This window comes from Streptomyces sp. NPDC047072, from assembly GCF_040643855.1.
Classification (GTDB): Bacteria; Actinomycetota; Actinomycetes; order Streptomycetales; family Streptomycetaceae; genus Streptomyces.
Window position 1 is genome coordinate 1 of the sequence record NZ_JBEYVC010000239.1, and the last position, 13,694, is coordinate 13,694.

The 13,694-nt window shown below is 71.4% G+C and carries 14 protein-coding genes; 7 read left to right on the forward strand and 7 right to left on the reverse strand.

The window, feature by feature from the left end; translation table 11 throughout:
• The 3 genes from ABZ896_RS48660 to glgB all read left to right on the forward strand — a co-directional run.
• Window positions 1-306: alpha-glucosidase C-terminal domain-containing protein (locus ABZ896_RS48660; protein ID WP_360944503.1), on the forward strand; the 306-nt coding region annotated here is incomplete at its 5' end.
• 97 nt (window positions 307-403) lie between these two features.
• A complete protein-coding gene (locus ABZ896_RS48665; protein ID WP_360944506.1) occupies window positions 404-1,792 on the forward strand; it encodes a maltokinase in 1,389 nt (462 codons plus the stop codon).
• 27 nt (window positions 1,793-1,819) lie between these two features.
• Window positions 1,820-4,276, forward strand: coding sequence for a 1,4-alpha-glucan branching enzyme (gene glgB / locus ABZ896_RS48670; RefSeq protein WP_360944509.1), 2,457 nt, complete (start codon window positions 1,820-1,822; stop codon window positions 4,274-4,276).
• Window positions 4,277-4,294: 18 nt separating this feature from the next.
• On the opposite strand, the gene ABZ896_RS48675 is transcribed toward glgB, so the two are convergent.
• The 5 genes from ABZ896_RS48675 to ABZ896_RS48695 form a co-directional block, all read right to left on the reverse strand.
• Window positions 4,295-5,680, reverse strand: a complete 1,386-nt coding sequence (locus ABZ896_RS48675) for a cytochrome (protein ID WP_360944511.1) — start codon at window positions 5,678-5,680, stop codon at window positions 4,295-4,297.
• Between the two features lie 54 nt (window positions 5,681-5,734).
• The gene (locus ABZ896_RS48680; RefSeq protein ID WP_360944541.1) at window positions 5,735-7,999 is read right to left on the reverse strand and encodes an ATP-dependent DNA helicase; all 2,265 of its coding nucleotides are present in this window, start codon (window positions 7,997-7,999) and stop codon (window positions 5,735-5,737) included.
• A 149-nt stretch (window positions 8,000-8,148) separates the two neighbouring features.
• On the reverse strand, window positions 8,149-8,463 hold the full coding sequence (locus tag ABZ896_RS48685; RefSeq protein ID WP_360944514.1) for a thioredoxin domain-containing protein: 315 nt from the start codon (window positions 8,461-8,463) through the stop codon (window positions 8,149-8,151).
• A 14-nt stretch (window positions 8,464-8,477) separates the two neighbouring features.
• A complete protein-coding gene (locus tag ABZ896_RS48690; RefSeq protein WP_360944517.1) occupies window positions 8,478-8,864 on the reverse strand; it encodes a MerR family transcriptional regulator in 387 nt (128 codons plus the stop codon).
• A gap of 29 nt (window positions 8,865-8,893) precedes the next feature.
• The gene (locus ABZ896_RS48695; RefSeq protein WP_360944520.1) at window positions 8,894-9,397 is read right to left on the reverse strand and encodes an Lrp/AsnC family transcriptional regulator; all 504 of its coding nucleotides are present in this window, start codon (window positions 9,395-9,397) and stop codon (window positions 8,894-8,896) included.
• Between the two features lie 39 nt (window positions 9,398-9,436).
• Between ABZ896_RS48695 and ABZ896_RS48700 the strand changes: the two genes are divergently transcribed.
• On the forward strand, window positions 9,437-10,351 hold the full coding sequence (locus ABZ896_RS48700; protein WP_360944523.1) for an NAD-dependent epimerase/dehydratase family protein: 915 nt from the start codon (window positions 9,437-9,439) through the stop codon (window positions 10,349-10,351).
• 144 nt (window positions 10,352-10,495) lie between these two features.
• Here the strand turns inward: ABZ896_RS48700 and ABZ896_RS48705 are convergent, their stop codons facing one another.
• Window positions 10,496-11,152 carry a maleylpyruvate isomerase family mycothiol-dependent enzyme gene (locus tag ABZ896_RS48705; RefSeq protein ID WP_360944526.1) on the reverse strand — a complete coding sequence of 219 codons (657 nt, stop codon included), beginning with the start codon at window positions 11,150-11,152 and terminating at the stop codon, window positions 10,496-10,498.
• Between the two features lie 79 nt (window positions 11,153-11,231).
• Between ABZ896_RS48705 and ABZ896_RS48710 the strand changes: the two genes are divergently transcribed.
• Together ABZ896_RS48710 and ABZ896_RS48715 are read left to right on the forward strand one after the other, a co-directional pair.
• The gene (locus ABZ896_RS48710) at window positions 11,232-11,672 is read left to right on the forward strand and encodes a MarR family transcriptional regulator (RefSeq protein ID WP_360944529.1); all 441 of its coding nucleotides are present in this window, start codon (window positions 11,232-11,234) and stop codon (window positions 11,670-11,672) included.
• 70 nt (window positions 11,673-11,742) lie between these two features.
• Window positions 11,743-12,090, forward strand: a complete 348-nt coding sequence (locus tag ABZ896_RS48715; protein ID WP_360944532.1) for a VOC family protein — start codon at window positions 11,743-11,745, stop codon at window positions 12,088-12,090.
• A gap of 9 nt (window positions 12,091-12,099) precedes the next feature.
• Here ABZ896_RS48715 and ABZ896_RS48720 read toward each other — a convergent pair whose 3' ends face one another.
• Window positions 12,100-12,864, reverse strand: a complete 765-nt coding sequence (locus ABZ896_RS48720; RefSeq protein ID WP_360944535.1) for a DUF2127 domain-containing protein — start codon at window positions 12,862-12,864, stop codon at window positions 12,100-12,102.
• A 136-nt stretch (window positions 12,865-13,000) separates the two neighbouring features.
• Here ABZ896_RS48720 and ABZ896_RS48725 point away from each other — a divergent pair, with 136 nt between their 5' ends.
• Window positions 13,001-13,618 (forward strand): TetR/AcrR family transcriptional regulator, encoded by a 618-nt coding sequence (locus ABZ896_RS48725; RefSeq protein ID WP_360944538.1) that lies wholly within the window; start codon window positions 13,001-13,003, stop codon window positions 13,616-13,618.
• Window positions 13,619-13,694: the final 76 nt, after the last annotated feature.

The window sequence follows — 13,694 nt, forward strand, 5'->3', positions numbered from 1 at the left end:
CGCCGCATGATCGAGATCCGCAAGCAGAACCCCGCCTTCGGCCTCGGCACCTTCGACGAACTGCCCTCCTCCAACCCGGCGGTCCTCGCCTTCCTGCGGGAGTACGAGGACGACCTGGTCCTGTGCGTGCACAACTTCTCGCGCTTCGCACAGCCCACCGAGCTGGACCTGAGCCGGTTCAACGGACGGCACCCGGTCGAGCTGTTCGGCGGGGTGCGGTTCCCGGCCATCGGCGAACTGCCGTACTTGCTGACCCTGGCCGGGCACGGGTTCTACTGGTTCCGGCTGCGCAAGGAGACCGCGTAACCACCCGGCACTCGTGGCGGGGCGGTTTCCACCGTCCCGCCCGGGGCACGCATCAGTAACACCCCGACCAGCCAGCCCGGGGAAAGGACGCCACGCCATGTCGGAAGCCGTCACCCGTACCGCCACGACAAGTCCCGGCCTCCTCGCCTCCCTTGATCCACTCCTGCGCGAGTGGCTGCCGAGGCAGCGCTGGTTCGCGGGCAAGGGACGCCCGGTCACCGGGTTCACCGAGGTGGCGGCGACCGAACTGCTGCCGCCCACCGCGAAGCTCGGCCTGTACCACCTGCTGGTCCGGGTCCACCAGCCGCTCACGGTCGGCGCTCCACCGCACCCCGGCGACTGCTACCAGCTCCTCATAGGCACGCGCGAGGCGCTGCCCCCGAGGCTGGCGCCCGCGCTCATCGGCCATGTCGAGGACGGCCCGCTCGCCGGCCGTACGGCGTACGACGCCCTTCACGACCCCCTGCCCGCCGAGCTGCTCCTGGAGGCGATCCGCACCGGAGCCCGTATCGGCGGGCTGCGTTTTGAACGGGACCCGCACCAGGAGATCCGGGACGGCCTGGTCCCACGGGTGCTGACCGCCGAGCAGTCGAACTCGTCGGTCGTCTACGGAGATACGTTCATCCTGAAGCTGCTGCGCCGGGTCCTGCCCGGCGTCAACCCCGACCTGGAGCTGCCGCTGGCGCTGGCCCGGGAGGGCTGCCCCCGGGTGCCCGCGCCGGCGGGCTGGCTGCGCGCGGAGTCGGCCGAGGAGCCGTACGTCCTCGGGGTGCTCCAGCCCTTCGTGCAGGGCGCCACCGATGGGTGGGAGCTGGCCCTGCGGGAGCTGGCCAAGGGCGAGGACTTCGGCGCGGAGGCGCGTGCGCTGGGGCGGGCCACCGCCGAGGTGCACACCGCGCTGGCGCGGGCGCTGCCGACGGTCACCCTCGGGCACGCCCAGCTCCAGCCGCTGGTCGACGGCATGATCGAGCGGCTGGAGGCGGCCGTACAGGCGGTTCCGGCGCTACGGCCGTACGCACCCGCCCTGCACTCCGCGTTCACCGCGCTCGCCGACCTGGCCGCCGAGGGCACCACCTGGACCGCGCAGCGGGTCCACGGCGATCTGCACCTCGGCCAGTGTCTGCGCTCGCCGACCGGGCACTGGTCGCTGATCGACTTCGAGGGCGAGCCGTCCAAGCCGCTCGCCGAACGCCGGCTGCCGCAGCCGACCGCCCGGGACGTCGCGGGGATGCTGCGCTCCTTCGACTACGCGGCGCACTCGACGGACCTGCCGGTGCCGGGCTGGGCGGAGGCCTGCCGGGCCGCGTACTGCTCCGGGTACGCCGAGGTCAGCGGGGTCGATCCGCGGACCGACCCGGTGCTGCTGCGCGCGTACGAGACCGACAAGGCGATCTACGAGGTCGTCTACGAGGCCCGGCACCGCCCCGACTGGCTGCCGGTGCCGCTGTCCGCGGTGGCGCGGTACGCGACGACCGACCTCACCTGACCGCTCTTCGCCGAGGAGGCACCGCACGTGACCCCGCCCACCCCCAGCGGTTCGGACCCGAAGAAGAAGGCTGCCGCGAAGAAGGCTGCGGCCGAGAAGGTCGCCGTCAAGAAACCCGCCGAGAAGAAGAGCCCCGCCGAGAAGGCCGCCGCCAAGAAGGCCGCCGCGAAGAAGAGCCCCGCCGAGCAGACCCCTGCGGCAACCCCGGTCCTGCCGCCGGAGGCACCCGCAGCGACCCCGGTCCCCCCGCCAGAGGCGCCCGCGGCAACCCCCGTCCCCCCGCCGGAGGCACCCGTCGACCCCGCCCTCGACCGCGCCGACCGCGACCGTCTCCTCGCCGGTGCCCACCACGACCCCCACTCCGTGCTCGGCGCCCACCCGGTGCCCGGCGGGGTGGCCTTCCGGGTCTTCCGGCCGTACGCGCTGTCCGTCACCGTGGTCGCCGGGACGCTGCGGGCCGAGCTGCACGACGACGGCGACGGCTTCTTCTCCGCTCTGCTGCCGCTCGGCGAGGTCCCGTCCTACCGCCTGCTCCTCGCGTACGAGGGGAACGTCCAGGACGTCGAGGACGCGTACGCCTTCCTCCCCGCCGTCGGCGATCTCGACCTGCATCTCATCGGCGAGGGCCGGCACGAGCAGCTGTGGACGGCGCTCGGGGCGCGGCCGATGACCCACCAGGGCGTGTCCGGCACCCGGTTCACGGTGTGGGCGCCCAACGCCCAAGGGGTGCGCGTGGCCGGCACCTTCAACTTCTGGGACGGCTCGGCGCTGCCGATGCGCTCCCTGGGCTCCTCCGGGGTGTGGGAGCTGTTCGTGCCCGGTGTCGGCGAGGGCGAGCTGTACAAGTTCGAGATCACCCGGCCCGACGGCTCGAAGACACTGCGCGCGGACCCGCTGGCCCGGCGCACCGAGGTCCCGCCCAACACCTCCTCGGTGATCCACGCCTCGCACCACGAGTGGCAGGACACGGAGTGGATGGACGCCCGCGCCTCCGGGGCGGCCGCGCACGAGGCACCGTTCTCGGTGTACGAGGTCCATCTCCCGTCCTGGCGCCCGGGACTGACGTACCGTCAACTCGCCGAGCAGCTCCCCGCGTACGTCAAGGACCTCGGCTTCACGCACGTCGAGCTGATGCCGGTCGCCGAGCACCCCTTCGGCGGCTCCTGGGGCTACCAGGTCACCGGCTTCTACGCGCCGACCGCGCGCCTGGGCACGCCGGACGACTTCAAGTACCTGGTGGACGCGCTGCACCAGGCGGGCATCGGCGTCCTGATGGACTGGGTGCCGGCCCACTTCCCGCGCGACGACTGGGCGTTGGCCGAGTTCGACGGGCGCCCGCTGTACGAGCACGAGGATCCGCTGCGGGCCGCCCATCCCGACTGGGGCACGCTGGAGTTCGACTACGGCCGCCGCGAGGTGCGCAACTTCCTGGTCGCCAACGCCATTTACTGGTGCGAGGAGTTCCACGTCGACGGGCTGCGGGTCGATGCCGTCGCCTCGATGCTCTACCTCGACTACTCGCGCGAGCCGGGGCAGTGGGTGCCGAACGTGCACGGCGGCCGGGAGAACCTGGACGCGGTGGACTTCCTCCAGGAGATGAACGCGACGGTCTACCGGCGGGTGCCGGGGGTCGTGACGATCGCGGAGGAGTCCACGGCCTGGGACGGCGTCACCCGCGCCACGCACCACATGGGCCCGGGCGGCTTCGGGGGCCTCGGCTTCGGGCTGAAGTGGAACATGGGCTGGATGCACGACTCGCTCGGCTACATGGCCCACGAGCCGGTGCACCGCAAGTTCCACCACCACGAGATGACGTTCTCGATGGTGTACGCGTACAGCGAGAACTACGTCCTGCCGATCTCCCACGACGAAGTCGTCCACGGCAAGCGCTCGTTGGTGTCGAAGATGCCGGGCGACTGGTGGCAGCAGCGCGCCAACCTCCGCGCCTACCTCGCCTTCATGTGGGCCCACCCCGGCAAACAACTCCTCTTCATGGGCCAGGAGTTCGCACAAGGCGCCGAGTGGTCCGAGGCCCACGGCCCCGACTGGTGGCTCCTCGACCCCGCCTACGGCGCCGAAGCCGACCACCGCGGGGTCCGCGACCTCGTCCGCGACCTCAACACCGTCTACCGCCACACCCCGGCGCTCTGGCAGCGCGACACCGACCCGGCGGGCTTCGAGTGGGTGGTCGGGGACGCCTCCGAGGACAACGTCTTCGCGTTCCTGCGCCACGACGCGGACGGCACCCCGCTCCTCGCGGTCTCCAACCTCTCCCCCGTGGTCCGCCACGACTACCGCCTCGGCGCCCCCGACGACGTCCCGGCCTGGCTGGAGTCCCTCAACACCGACCTCGCCAAGTACGGCGGCACGGACGTCGCCAACCCGGACGCCCTGAAGCCGGAGGTCACCCCTTGGCACGGCCGCCCGGCCAGCATCCAACTCACGCTGCCACCCCTGGCGACGGTGTGGCTGCGACCGGCTTAGAGGTCTGATCCGCCGGCCCTACGGCATGAGCCGGCGCAACACCGACAGCAGCCGTCGGGCGTAGCCGTCGGTGACCTGCGCCGCCGGTTCGCCCGGCTCCGGCCGCCGCACCGGCACGACGCCCGCCGCCAACTCGTAGCGCACCGGCAGCAGTTTGAGGCCCCGGACCACCGGGCCCGAGCGCCAGGGCAACTGGTCCGGGGGGAGGGTCAGTTCCGCGCGGGCGAAGTGGTCGAGGACGCGGCCGACCGCGGTCGTGACGATCAGGCCGCCCAACTCGCGGGCCGCGCTCGGGCATTGGTGCGGTCCCGCGCCCCAGCCCAGGTGGGCGCGGGTGGAGACGGTGGCGCCGACCATGTGGGAGGAGCTGAGCGCCAGCAGGTCGCGGTGGGCGGCCGCGGCCGACGGGGAGACGACGTCACCGGCCCGCACCCACACGTTCCCCAGCTGTACGTCCCGGGCCGCGAACCGGAAGCACATGTTGGCCACGGGCGGGTTGGCGAGGGCCGCCCGGTTGACCGTCTCGCCGAGCTGCCCGGTCGACAGGCTGCGCCGGACCGTCGCGTTGCCGCGCAACACCTCCAGCAGCGTGTTGAGGACCATGTTGCCGGTGATGTCGTTGAGGTAGACCGCGTTCATGAACAGCTCCCGCCCGAGCTGCTCGTCGCTCAACTCCGGGTCGGCGAGCAGCATGTAGGAGGTGAGGTCGTCCCCGGGCCGGGCCCGCCGGTGCGCGGCGAGCCGGATGAACGCCCCGAGCGCCCGGCCCGTCGCCGGGCCGGAGTCCGGTCCGCCGTCCAGCATCCGCCACAGGTCCATGACCAACTCGTCGCCCAACTCCACCGGGCAGCCGAACAACTTGGTCGTGATCATGAGCAACAGCGGCCGGGTGTACTGCGCGCCGAGGTCGGCGAAGCCCGTGGACCCCGACTCCGCGGCGAGCACCCCGACGAGTTCGTCGGCGTACCGGGCGACGGCGGCCCGCAGCTCCCAGCCCTCGGGGCTGCGGGTGTCCTGGAAGGGGCCGAGCGCGGAGTGCAGGGTGCGGCGGGCCGCCCGGTGCTCCTCGCCGTCCATGAACATCGTCTGCCGCACCTCGTACCCGGCCAGCAGCGGCCAGTCCCGCGGCAGCCGCCCCTCGGCCCGGGCCCGCCAGTACCGCACGTCCCGCCGCCACTGGATCTCGTTCCGCAGCACCTCGGTGACCTCGGTGTACCCGAGCACCAGCCACACCGGCACGCCCATCAGCCCGACCGGCGCGACCGGGCCGTAGGTGTGGCGCAGCCGCTCGTAGACCGCGCCGGGATCGACGTCGAACTCCGCGGTGAGCAGCGGCTCGACGGGCAGCGACCCGAGCGGGGTGCCGTCGGCCGGTGGCGGGGTCGCGTGCGCGTGGACGTTCATACGCACACGCTTACCGCACCGGCCGTGCACACGCAGTGATCGAAGCGCGAACTGTTACGGCTTGGTGATGACTTCTGCGGATGTGTCGCCCATCTCCCCGCCCGTCCCCTCGTCCATCCCCTTCGGCAGCCGCCCGGTGTGCAGCACCCCCAGCCGCTGCGTGGCCCGGGTCAGCGCCACGTACAGGTCGCTCGTCCCGTACAGCGCCGGCTCGACGACCAGCACCGAGTCGAACTCGAGTCCCTTGGACTGCCGGGGGTCGAGGAGTACGACGGTCCGCGTGAGGTCGGGCTCGGCGCCCGCCGTGACCCCGTCGAGCCGGGCCGCCAGCCTGCGGTGCAGATGGCGCGGGGCGATGACCGCGAGCCGCCCCTCGGCGGGGGTCAGCTCGGTCACGGCCTCGGCGACGGCCGCGGGCAGGTCGTCGGTGCCGCGCACCCAGGGCCGTACGCCGGTGGAACGGACCGAACTCGGCGGTTCGAAGTCCGGGTTCTCCGCGCGTACGACGGCTGCCGCGAGGTCCATGATCTCGGCGGGCGTACGGTAGTTGACGCCGAGGCGGGTGTGCTCCCAGCGGTCCTCGACGTACGGCTGAAGGATGCGCTCCCAGGAGCCGACGCCCGCCGCCTCCGCGGTCTGCGCCGGGTCGCCGACCAGGGTCATCGAGCGGGTCGGGCTGCGCCGCATGAGCAACCGCCAGGCCATCGGGGAGAGTTCCTGCGCCTCGTCGACGATGATGTGCCCGAACGCCCAGGTCCGGTCGGCCGCCGCGCGTTCGGCCGCGCTGCGGTGGTCGTCCTCCTCCTGCCGCTCGGCGAACCGCTCGGCGTCGATGATGTCGTGCGCGGAGAGCACCTCGGAGTTCTCCTCGTCGATGTCCTCGAACTCGTAGGTCCGGGAGGCGTACGACACGTCGAGCACACCCTGCGCGTACGCGACCTGCGTCTCCCGCTCGCGGTCCGCCCGCGCCCTGGCCAACCGCTCGTCGACACCGAGGAGTTCGGCCGCCTCGTCCAGCAGCGGCACGTCCGACACGGTCCAACGCCTGGTCACCGGGCGGCGGATGGCGGCCGCGTCCTCGTCGGGGAGGTGGCCGACGGGGTCGGCGAGGAAGTCGGCGACCAGCCGCTGCGGGGTCAGCCGCGGCCACAACTGGTCGATGGCCGCCCACACTTCGGGGTTCTCGGCGATCTCGTCGCGGATCTGGGTGAGGTCGCTGGCATCGAGCAGGCTGCTGCCGTCGTAGGGGTCGGTGCCCACGCGCTCGGCGTACAGCTCGGTGAGCGTGTTGAGGATGTGGCCCTCGAAGTGCTCGCGGGCCACGTTGTGCGGCAGCCGCGCGGCCCGGGTCTTCTCGCGCGCCACCTTCACCAGACCGTCGTCGAGCATCAGGACCTCCCGGTCGTGCTCGATGGCGATCACCGGGTCGGGCAGCGCCTGCCAGTCGCGTACGGCGTCGGCGAGGACGTCCGCCATGTCGGCACGGCCCTTCACCGCGGCCGCCGCACGCGAGTCGGTCGCCGTCGCCTTCACCCCGGGGAACAACTCGCCGACCGTGGCGAGCAGCACCCCCGTCTCGCCCAGCGAGGGCAGCACCTCGCCGATGTAGCCGAGGAAGGCGGGGTTGGGGCCGACGATCAGGACGGCCCGCTTGGCGAGCAGTTCGCGGTACTCGTAGAGGAGATAGGCCGCGCGGTGTAGCGCGACGGCGGTCTTGCCGGTGCCGGGCCCGCCCTCGACGACCAGGACCCCGCGGTGGGGTGCGCGGATGATCTCGTCCTGCTCGGCCTGGATGGTCTGCACGATGTCGCTCATGCGGCCGGTGCGCGCGGAGTTCAGCGCGGCGAGCAGCACGGCGTCGCCGGTCGGGTCCTCGTACCCGGTCCGCTCCTCGTCGCCCAGGTCGAGGATCTCGTCGTGCAGGGCGGTGACGCTGCGCCCCTCGGTGGTGATGTGCCGGCGGCGGCGCAGCCCCATGGGCGTGTGCCCGGTGGCGAGGTAGAAGGGCCGGGCGACGTCGGCCCGCCAGTCGATCAGCACCGGGGTCCGCTCGGCGTCGTCGGTGCGCAGCCCGATGCGTCCGATGTGATGACCGCCGCCCGCGGTCAGGTCGATCCGCCCGAAGCACAGCGACCCGTCGACGGCGTTGAGCGCGGCCAGCAGCCCCGACCGCTCGGCGACCAGGATGTCCCGCTCCAGCCGGGCCTGCATGGGCGTGTTGCCCTGGGCGAGCGCGTCCCTGACACCGTCCTCGGTGTCGCCGCGCAAGGCGTCCACACGCGCGTACAGTCCGTCGATGAATTCTTGCTCACCACTAATTTCATCGCTGTTTGACAATTCCACTCCCGCGCAGATATACTGTGCCCACTGGACTTCTTCGCGACCTGACCCGAATCAAGTCGCGAACCATCGAATATACGCAGAGAAGACCCCCGGGCGCAACGCCCGGGGGTCTTCTCTTGCGCAGCTCAGAGCACTTCGGAAAGCTCTTCGAGGAGTTTCCTTTTCGGCCGGGCTCCCACCATCGACTTCACCGGTTCTCCCTTCCGGAAAAGCATGAACGTCGGCATCGAAAGAACCCGGTACGCATTCGTCGTCAACGGATTGGTGTCCACGTCCAGCTGGACCACCCTGAACCGCTCCCCCTCCTCCGCCGCGAGGGCGCTGAGCACCGGCCCCATCTGCCGACACGGCGGACACCAGTCCGCGGTGAACTCCACCAGCACCGGCAGTTCGCTGCCCAGCACCTCCGCCTCGAAGTCCGTGTCGGTCACCTCGGTCACGCCCGCTGCCCTGATCACTGTTCCCGTCCTCCCAGTTCGCACATCGGATCCGCATCGTCGAGCAGCGCGAGGCGTACCCCGATCTTCGCCCGCACCGCCTGCAACTCCCCGATCAGGGAGTCGAGTTCGGCCAGCTTGCGCCGGTAGACGTCGATGGAGGCGGGGCAGGTGTCACCCTGCTCGTGCCCGGCCCGCAGACACTCCACGAAGGGCCGCGTCTCCTCCAGGTCGAACCCGAAGTCCTGCAGGGTCCGGATCTGCCGGAGCAGCTTGAGGTCCGCCTCGTCGTACGTGCGGTAGCCGTTCTCGCCCCGCCGTCCGGGCAGCAGTCCCCGTGCCTCGTAGTACCGCAGCGTCCGCGTCGTGGTCCCGGCGCGTGCGGCCAGCTCGCCGATTCGCATGCGTACGAACGTAAGCCTTGACGCCGACGTCAAGGCAAGAGCGGCTTGTGCTCCACCGGGGAGGTCAGCACGATCGAGGTGGTGGTGCGGCCGAGCGCGGAGACCGCTTCGAGGACCTCCTCCAGGTGGACGGTGTCCCGGACGGCGACCTTGAGGATCCAGCAGTCCTCGCCGACGACGTGGTGCACCTCGGTGATCTCCGGCCGCTCGATCAGCTCCAGGGTCCTCGGGTGCCTGAGGGTGTAGCCGCCGTGCGGGCTGACCCGGATGAACGCCTGGATGCCGTAGCCGAGCCGGCCGGGGACGACCTGGGCGCCGTACCCGCTGATCACGCCCGCCGCCTCCAGCCGCCGCACCCGCTCGGTGACCGCGGCGGGGCTCAGCCGCACCCGGCGGCCCAGCTCGCTGAGCTTGATCCGCCCGTCGGTCTGGAGGAGCTGGAGGATCTGCCGGTCCACTGCGTCGAACGACGTTTCGTCGGCGGTAGCCCGCAGATTTCTTGTTTCTTTCGGTGGCACGGCCTGAACTCCCATGGTTCCCCCTTCGGTTCAGCGGTGTGCGCCGGGAGAATTATGGTCATGGAGAACGCCCGAGAGGTACTGGTCATCGGCGGCAGCCGCTACTTCGGCAAGCGGCTGATCGCCCGGCTGCTGGCCGCCGGGGACCGGGTCACCGTCCTCAACCGCGGCTCGTCGCAGCTGCCCGCCGGGACACGGCACCTGACCGCCGACCGCGATGACGAGAACTCCCTTGTGCGGGCGCTGGGTTCACGCACCTTCGACGTCGTCCTCGACCAGGTCTGCTACACCCCGCGCCAGGCGGCCCTCGCCCGCCGGGTCTTCGCCGGCCGCACCCGGCGCTATGTGATGACGTCCACGGTCGAGGTGTACGAGTACGAGGACTCGATCGCGCCCGTCCGGGAGGACGCCGTCGACCCGGCGGCCGTCTCCGTCGACCTCGAACTCCCCTGGCACGAACCGGAATTCCGGGAATCCCACTACGGCGAGGGAAAGCGACAGGCGGAGGCGGTACTCGCCGAGGACCCGCCCTTTTCCTTTACGGCGGTCCGCGTGGCCCATGTCCTCGGCGGCGCGGACGACTTCACCGGGCGGCTGGCCCACTACGCCGACCGTATCCGGGCCGGTTCGCCGATCGCCGTCCCGGCCGACAACCAGCCGGCCACCTACATCCACGTCGAGGAGATCGCCGACTTCCTGTTCTGGGCGGCGGGCGCGGAGTTCACCGGGCCGGTGAACGCGGCCTCCCACGGGCTGCTGGACACGGAGGGGCTGTGCGAGGAGGTGGCCGCGCAACTCGCCGAGGGCCGTGTGGTGTTCCGGACGGTCGAGGTCGGCGCGACCTCACCGCTCTCCTTCCGCCGCCGTTACGCCATGTCCAACTCCCGTGCCGGGCGGCTGGGTTTCACCTTCGGGGACGTCCACCGCTGGCTGCCGCAGGCTGTTGCCGAAACGCTGGGGAAGCCGTGAGGTTCACCCAATGGCTCGAGGGCTTCCGCCGGCTGGCGGGTGCAAGCCGATCGGGGCTGATCGCGCCCACGCGGCGGCTGCCGCAAGCTCAACACGGCCCCGCGCCCCTGCAGAACGTCACCATCCGCCGCATCGCGGGAGGTGTCACCGGGGAGTCGTGACCCCCGTCCACGGCTCCCCGGTGTGCTCGGCCCACTCGCGGGCGGCCTCGGGGCGGCCGGTGAGCAGGAGCAGCAGGGCGGCGACCGGTCCCCGGATCTCCTCGCCGTCGCCGCGCGCCCACTCGATGTCCGTGGCGACGAGCCGTGCCTTCGGCAGGGGCCAGGGGCGGGGCGGGAAGCGCATGGTCCACACCCGCTCGGCGGCGTCCCGCGCGGCCTCCGGCTCCACCGGGCGGTGCCTGCCGAGGGCGAGGGCGATGTCCTGGCCGTGGACGAGGAGGTCGAGGAGGGGTTCGTGGGGTGAGGTGGTCGGGGCGAGGCGCCGGGAGCCGATGATCGAGCGGAGGTTGGCGACGATCTCCGCGACGGGCAGCTCCGCCTCACGGACCGCCGAGTCGTGGATCATGCGGTTCCAGTCGCCGCGGGCGCGCAGCATCTCCCGTACGACCTGGCCGTAGCTGAAGCGCGCGGCGATCGTCAGATGCGCGGCGAGATCCCGTACCCGCCAGTCACCGCACCGGGTGCGCGTCTCCCACTCCGCGGGGCCGAGGCCCTCCAGGAGGTCGGCCAGACTCGCCCGCTCCTGGTCGACGTACCGCCACAGCTCGTCGGTCCCCAGCACTGCACCCACGGGAATCACCCACTCAAGTGGTAAGCTTCTCTGACCAAAGTAGTCAGAGACTCTGACCGATGTCAAGCAGCGCGAGGGAGCGTCGAGCATGGTGGCGGAGAGCGAGCTCAACACGGGCGTGCTCCTGTTCCTCCCGTACCGGGCCCTGGAGAATCGTGTCTTCGCGGCGCTCGCCGAGGCGGGCTACGACGACTTCACCCCCGCCCAGGCCCGGGTCCTGCAGCGCGTCGGCCCGCACGGCACGCGGCTTACGGAACTGGCCGAACAGTCCCAGATCACCAAGCAGACCGCGGGCTTCCTGGTCGACCAGCTGGAGAAGGCGGGCTACGTCACCCGCGCCCCGGACCCCACCGACAGACGGGCCCGCCTGGTCTGCATCGCGACCAAGGCCCAGGCGGCGAAGGAGGTCGCCGACGGGGTGGTGGCCGAGGTGGAGAGGGAGTGGGAGGAGCACCTCGGCAAGCGCCGCATGAAACAACTGAGGGAGGCACTGACCCTGCTCCGGGAGATCACCGACCCCTGGGCGTGAGGACGTGCGGCGACCGCGTCGGCGTAGTAACCCTGGTACGTACGCGATCCGTTCTCACCGGGAGTCGTCGATGACCGTTCGCCGCGTCATGCCCGTCATCCAGTCGGAGGCCGCGAAGGAGAGCCGGGAGTTCTACGGCCTGCTGGGCCTGGAGGAGGTCATGAACCTCGGCTGGATCATGACCCTCGCCTCGCCCTCCCACCCGACGGCCCAGGTCAGCGTGATGACCGCCGACCTGACCGCCCCGGTCTCCCCCGATCTAAGCGTCGAGGTCGACGACGTGGACGCGGCCTACGCGGCCGTGCGGGCCGGCGGTGCGGAGATCGTCCACCCGCTCCAGGACGAGGAGTGGGGCGTACGGCGGTTCTTCGTCCGTGACCCCAACGGGCGGGTGGTCAACGTGGTGAGCCACCGCTGAACGGCCCCTCTACGCGGCCACCTTCGCCGCCTCCTCCACCTCCAGCAGGGACGCGCTCTGGCGTTCCGCCTCGAAGGCGCGGTGGCCGCCGCGCAGGCCGAAGAGGCGCTTGGCGAGGAGGATGTAGAGGACCGCGAGAACGTTCAGGACCAGCGTGGCGATCTTCAACCAGCTGATGCGCTCGGTGAGTTCGTAGATCTCCAGCGGGAGGAACGCGGCGGTCGCGACCACCGTGAGGTACTCCGCCCAGCGCCGGGCGTACCAGAGGCCGACCGCCTCCACGAGTTCGATCAGGGCGTACGCCAGGAGCAGCCCCGCCACCAGGACGAGCGTGTCGTGCTCGTAGCCGAAGGTCTTCTGGATGGTGCCGACTATCGGCGAGTGGTCGAGGTCGTAGTGGAAGTGCCTGAAGACCGGCCGGAAGACGTCGAGGTACTCGTCGAAGAGCCGGCGCACCGCGTCCTGGCTGTTGCTGAACTTCCACACGGCGATCGCGACCAGCACGATGAACACCCCGCGCACGGCCCGCTCGACCGCGAGGAACCGCAGGATGAACAGGTCCCGCAGCACCTTCCCGCGCGGCACGAGCGGTGCGTGGTCCGCGGGCCCGGAGCCGTGCGGCTCGCCGAGCGCGAAGTCCCCGCAGCGCAGACACCGCCAGGCGTCCCCGAGCGCGGTCGACGCGAACAGCCGTTCCCGCAGCCGGAGTTCGTCCGGCGCGTACGTCACATGCCCGCGGCGCGCGCAAGTCCGCCGGTCCCAGTCGATCTTCATCCCCCGTGTGCCTCCGAACCCAAGAGCGTGCCGCCGGGGACAGCACGCTAGTGGGAACGGGTAAGAGTTCGGTGAGTCACGGTGATCAGTACACTTACTGCACAATACTGTGCAACTGGGTGACGGAGGGGGCACAATGACCGCCATGACCACGGGCCGCACCAGTCGTGCCGACGCCAACCGCCGCCGCATCCTCGACGTCGCTCTCGCCGAGCTGCTGCGCGACCCCGACGCGTCCATGGACCGGATCGCGCGCGCCGCGGGTGTCGTACGGCGGACGGTGTACGGGCACTTTCCGAGCAGGGAGGCACTGATCGGCACGCTGACCGACGGGGCGGTGGAGGCTCTCGCGGCCGCCCACCTGTCGGGCCGTGACGGCGTGGACGATCCCGCGGAGGCGGTGGCCCGCTCGGTGCTCGCCGTCTGGGAGATCGCCGACCGCTACCGGCTGCTGGTGGGGCTCGCCCAGCGCACCGTCACCGTGCAGGGCATCCGCGAGCGCCTCACCCCGATCCGCGACTCCTGCGCGCACCTGCTCCAGCGGGGCCTCGACCGGGGCACCTTCGTCTCCCCGCTGCCGGCGGCGGCGCTCGCGTACGTGCACGAGCAGATGCTGTTCGCGGTGATGGAGGCGGTGAACGACGGGTTACTGAACGCCGAAGAGGCGGGCCGCTCCGCCGCGGTCAGCGTTCTGACCGCGGCGGGCGTACCCGCCTCTCTCGCCACCGCGCTGGTGGCCGGGCTCAGCGTCTGATTCTTCGGGGAGGCCGGGTACGACTACGCGGGCGCCCCGTACAAGGCGCAGGAGACCGTCCGCGCGGCGATGGGGC

Bases quoted from the DNA above. Each gene is read 5' to 3' on its own strand.
- ABZ896_RS48690 (WP_360944517.1), bottom strand. From the start codon at position 8,864: ATGCGAATCGGCGAGCTGGCCGCACGCGCCGGGACCACGACGCGGACG.
- ABZ896_RS48675 (WP_360944511.1), bottom strand. From the start codon at position 5,680: ATGAACGTCCACGCGCACGCGACCCCGCCACCGGCCGACGGCACCCCG.
- ABZ896_RS48710 (WP_360944529.1), top strand. From the start codon at position 11,232: ATGGTGGCGGAGAGCGAGCTCAACACGGGCGTGCTCCTGTTCCTCCCG.
- ABZ896_RS48725 (WP_360944538.1), top strand. From the start codon at position 13,001: ATGACCGCCATGACCACGGGCCGCACCAGTCGTGCCGACGCCAACCGC.
- ABZ896_RS48720 (WP_360944535.1), bottom strand. From the start codon at position 12,864: ATGAAGATCGACTGGGACCGGCGGACTTGCGCGCGCCGCGGGCATGTG.
- ABZ896_RS48715 (WP_360944532.1), top strand. From the start codon at position 11,743: ATGACCGTTCGCCGCGTCATGCCCGTCATCCAGTCGGAGGCCGCGAAG.
- ABZ896_RS48695 (WP_360944520.1), bottom strand. From the start codon at position 9,397: ATGGGAGTTCAGGCCGTGCCACCGAAAGAAACAAGAAATCTGCGGGCT.
- ABZ896_RS48700 (WP_360944523.1), top strand. From the start codon at position 9,437: ATGGTCATGGAGAACGCCCGAGAGGTACTGGTCATCGGCGGCAGCCGC.
- ABZ896_RS48665 (WP_360944506.1), top strand. From the start codon at position 404: ATGTCGGAAGCCGTCACCCGTACCGCCACGACAAGTCCCGGCCTCCTC.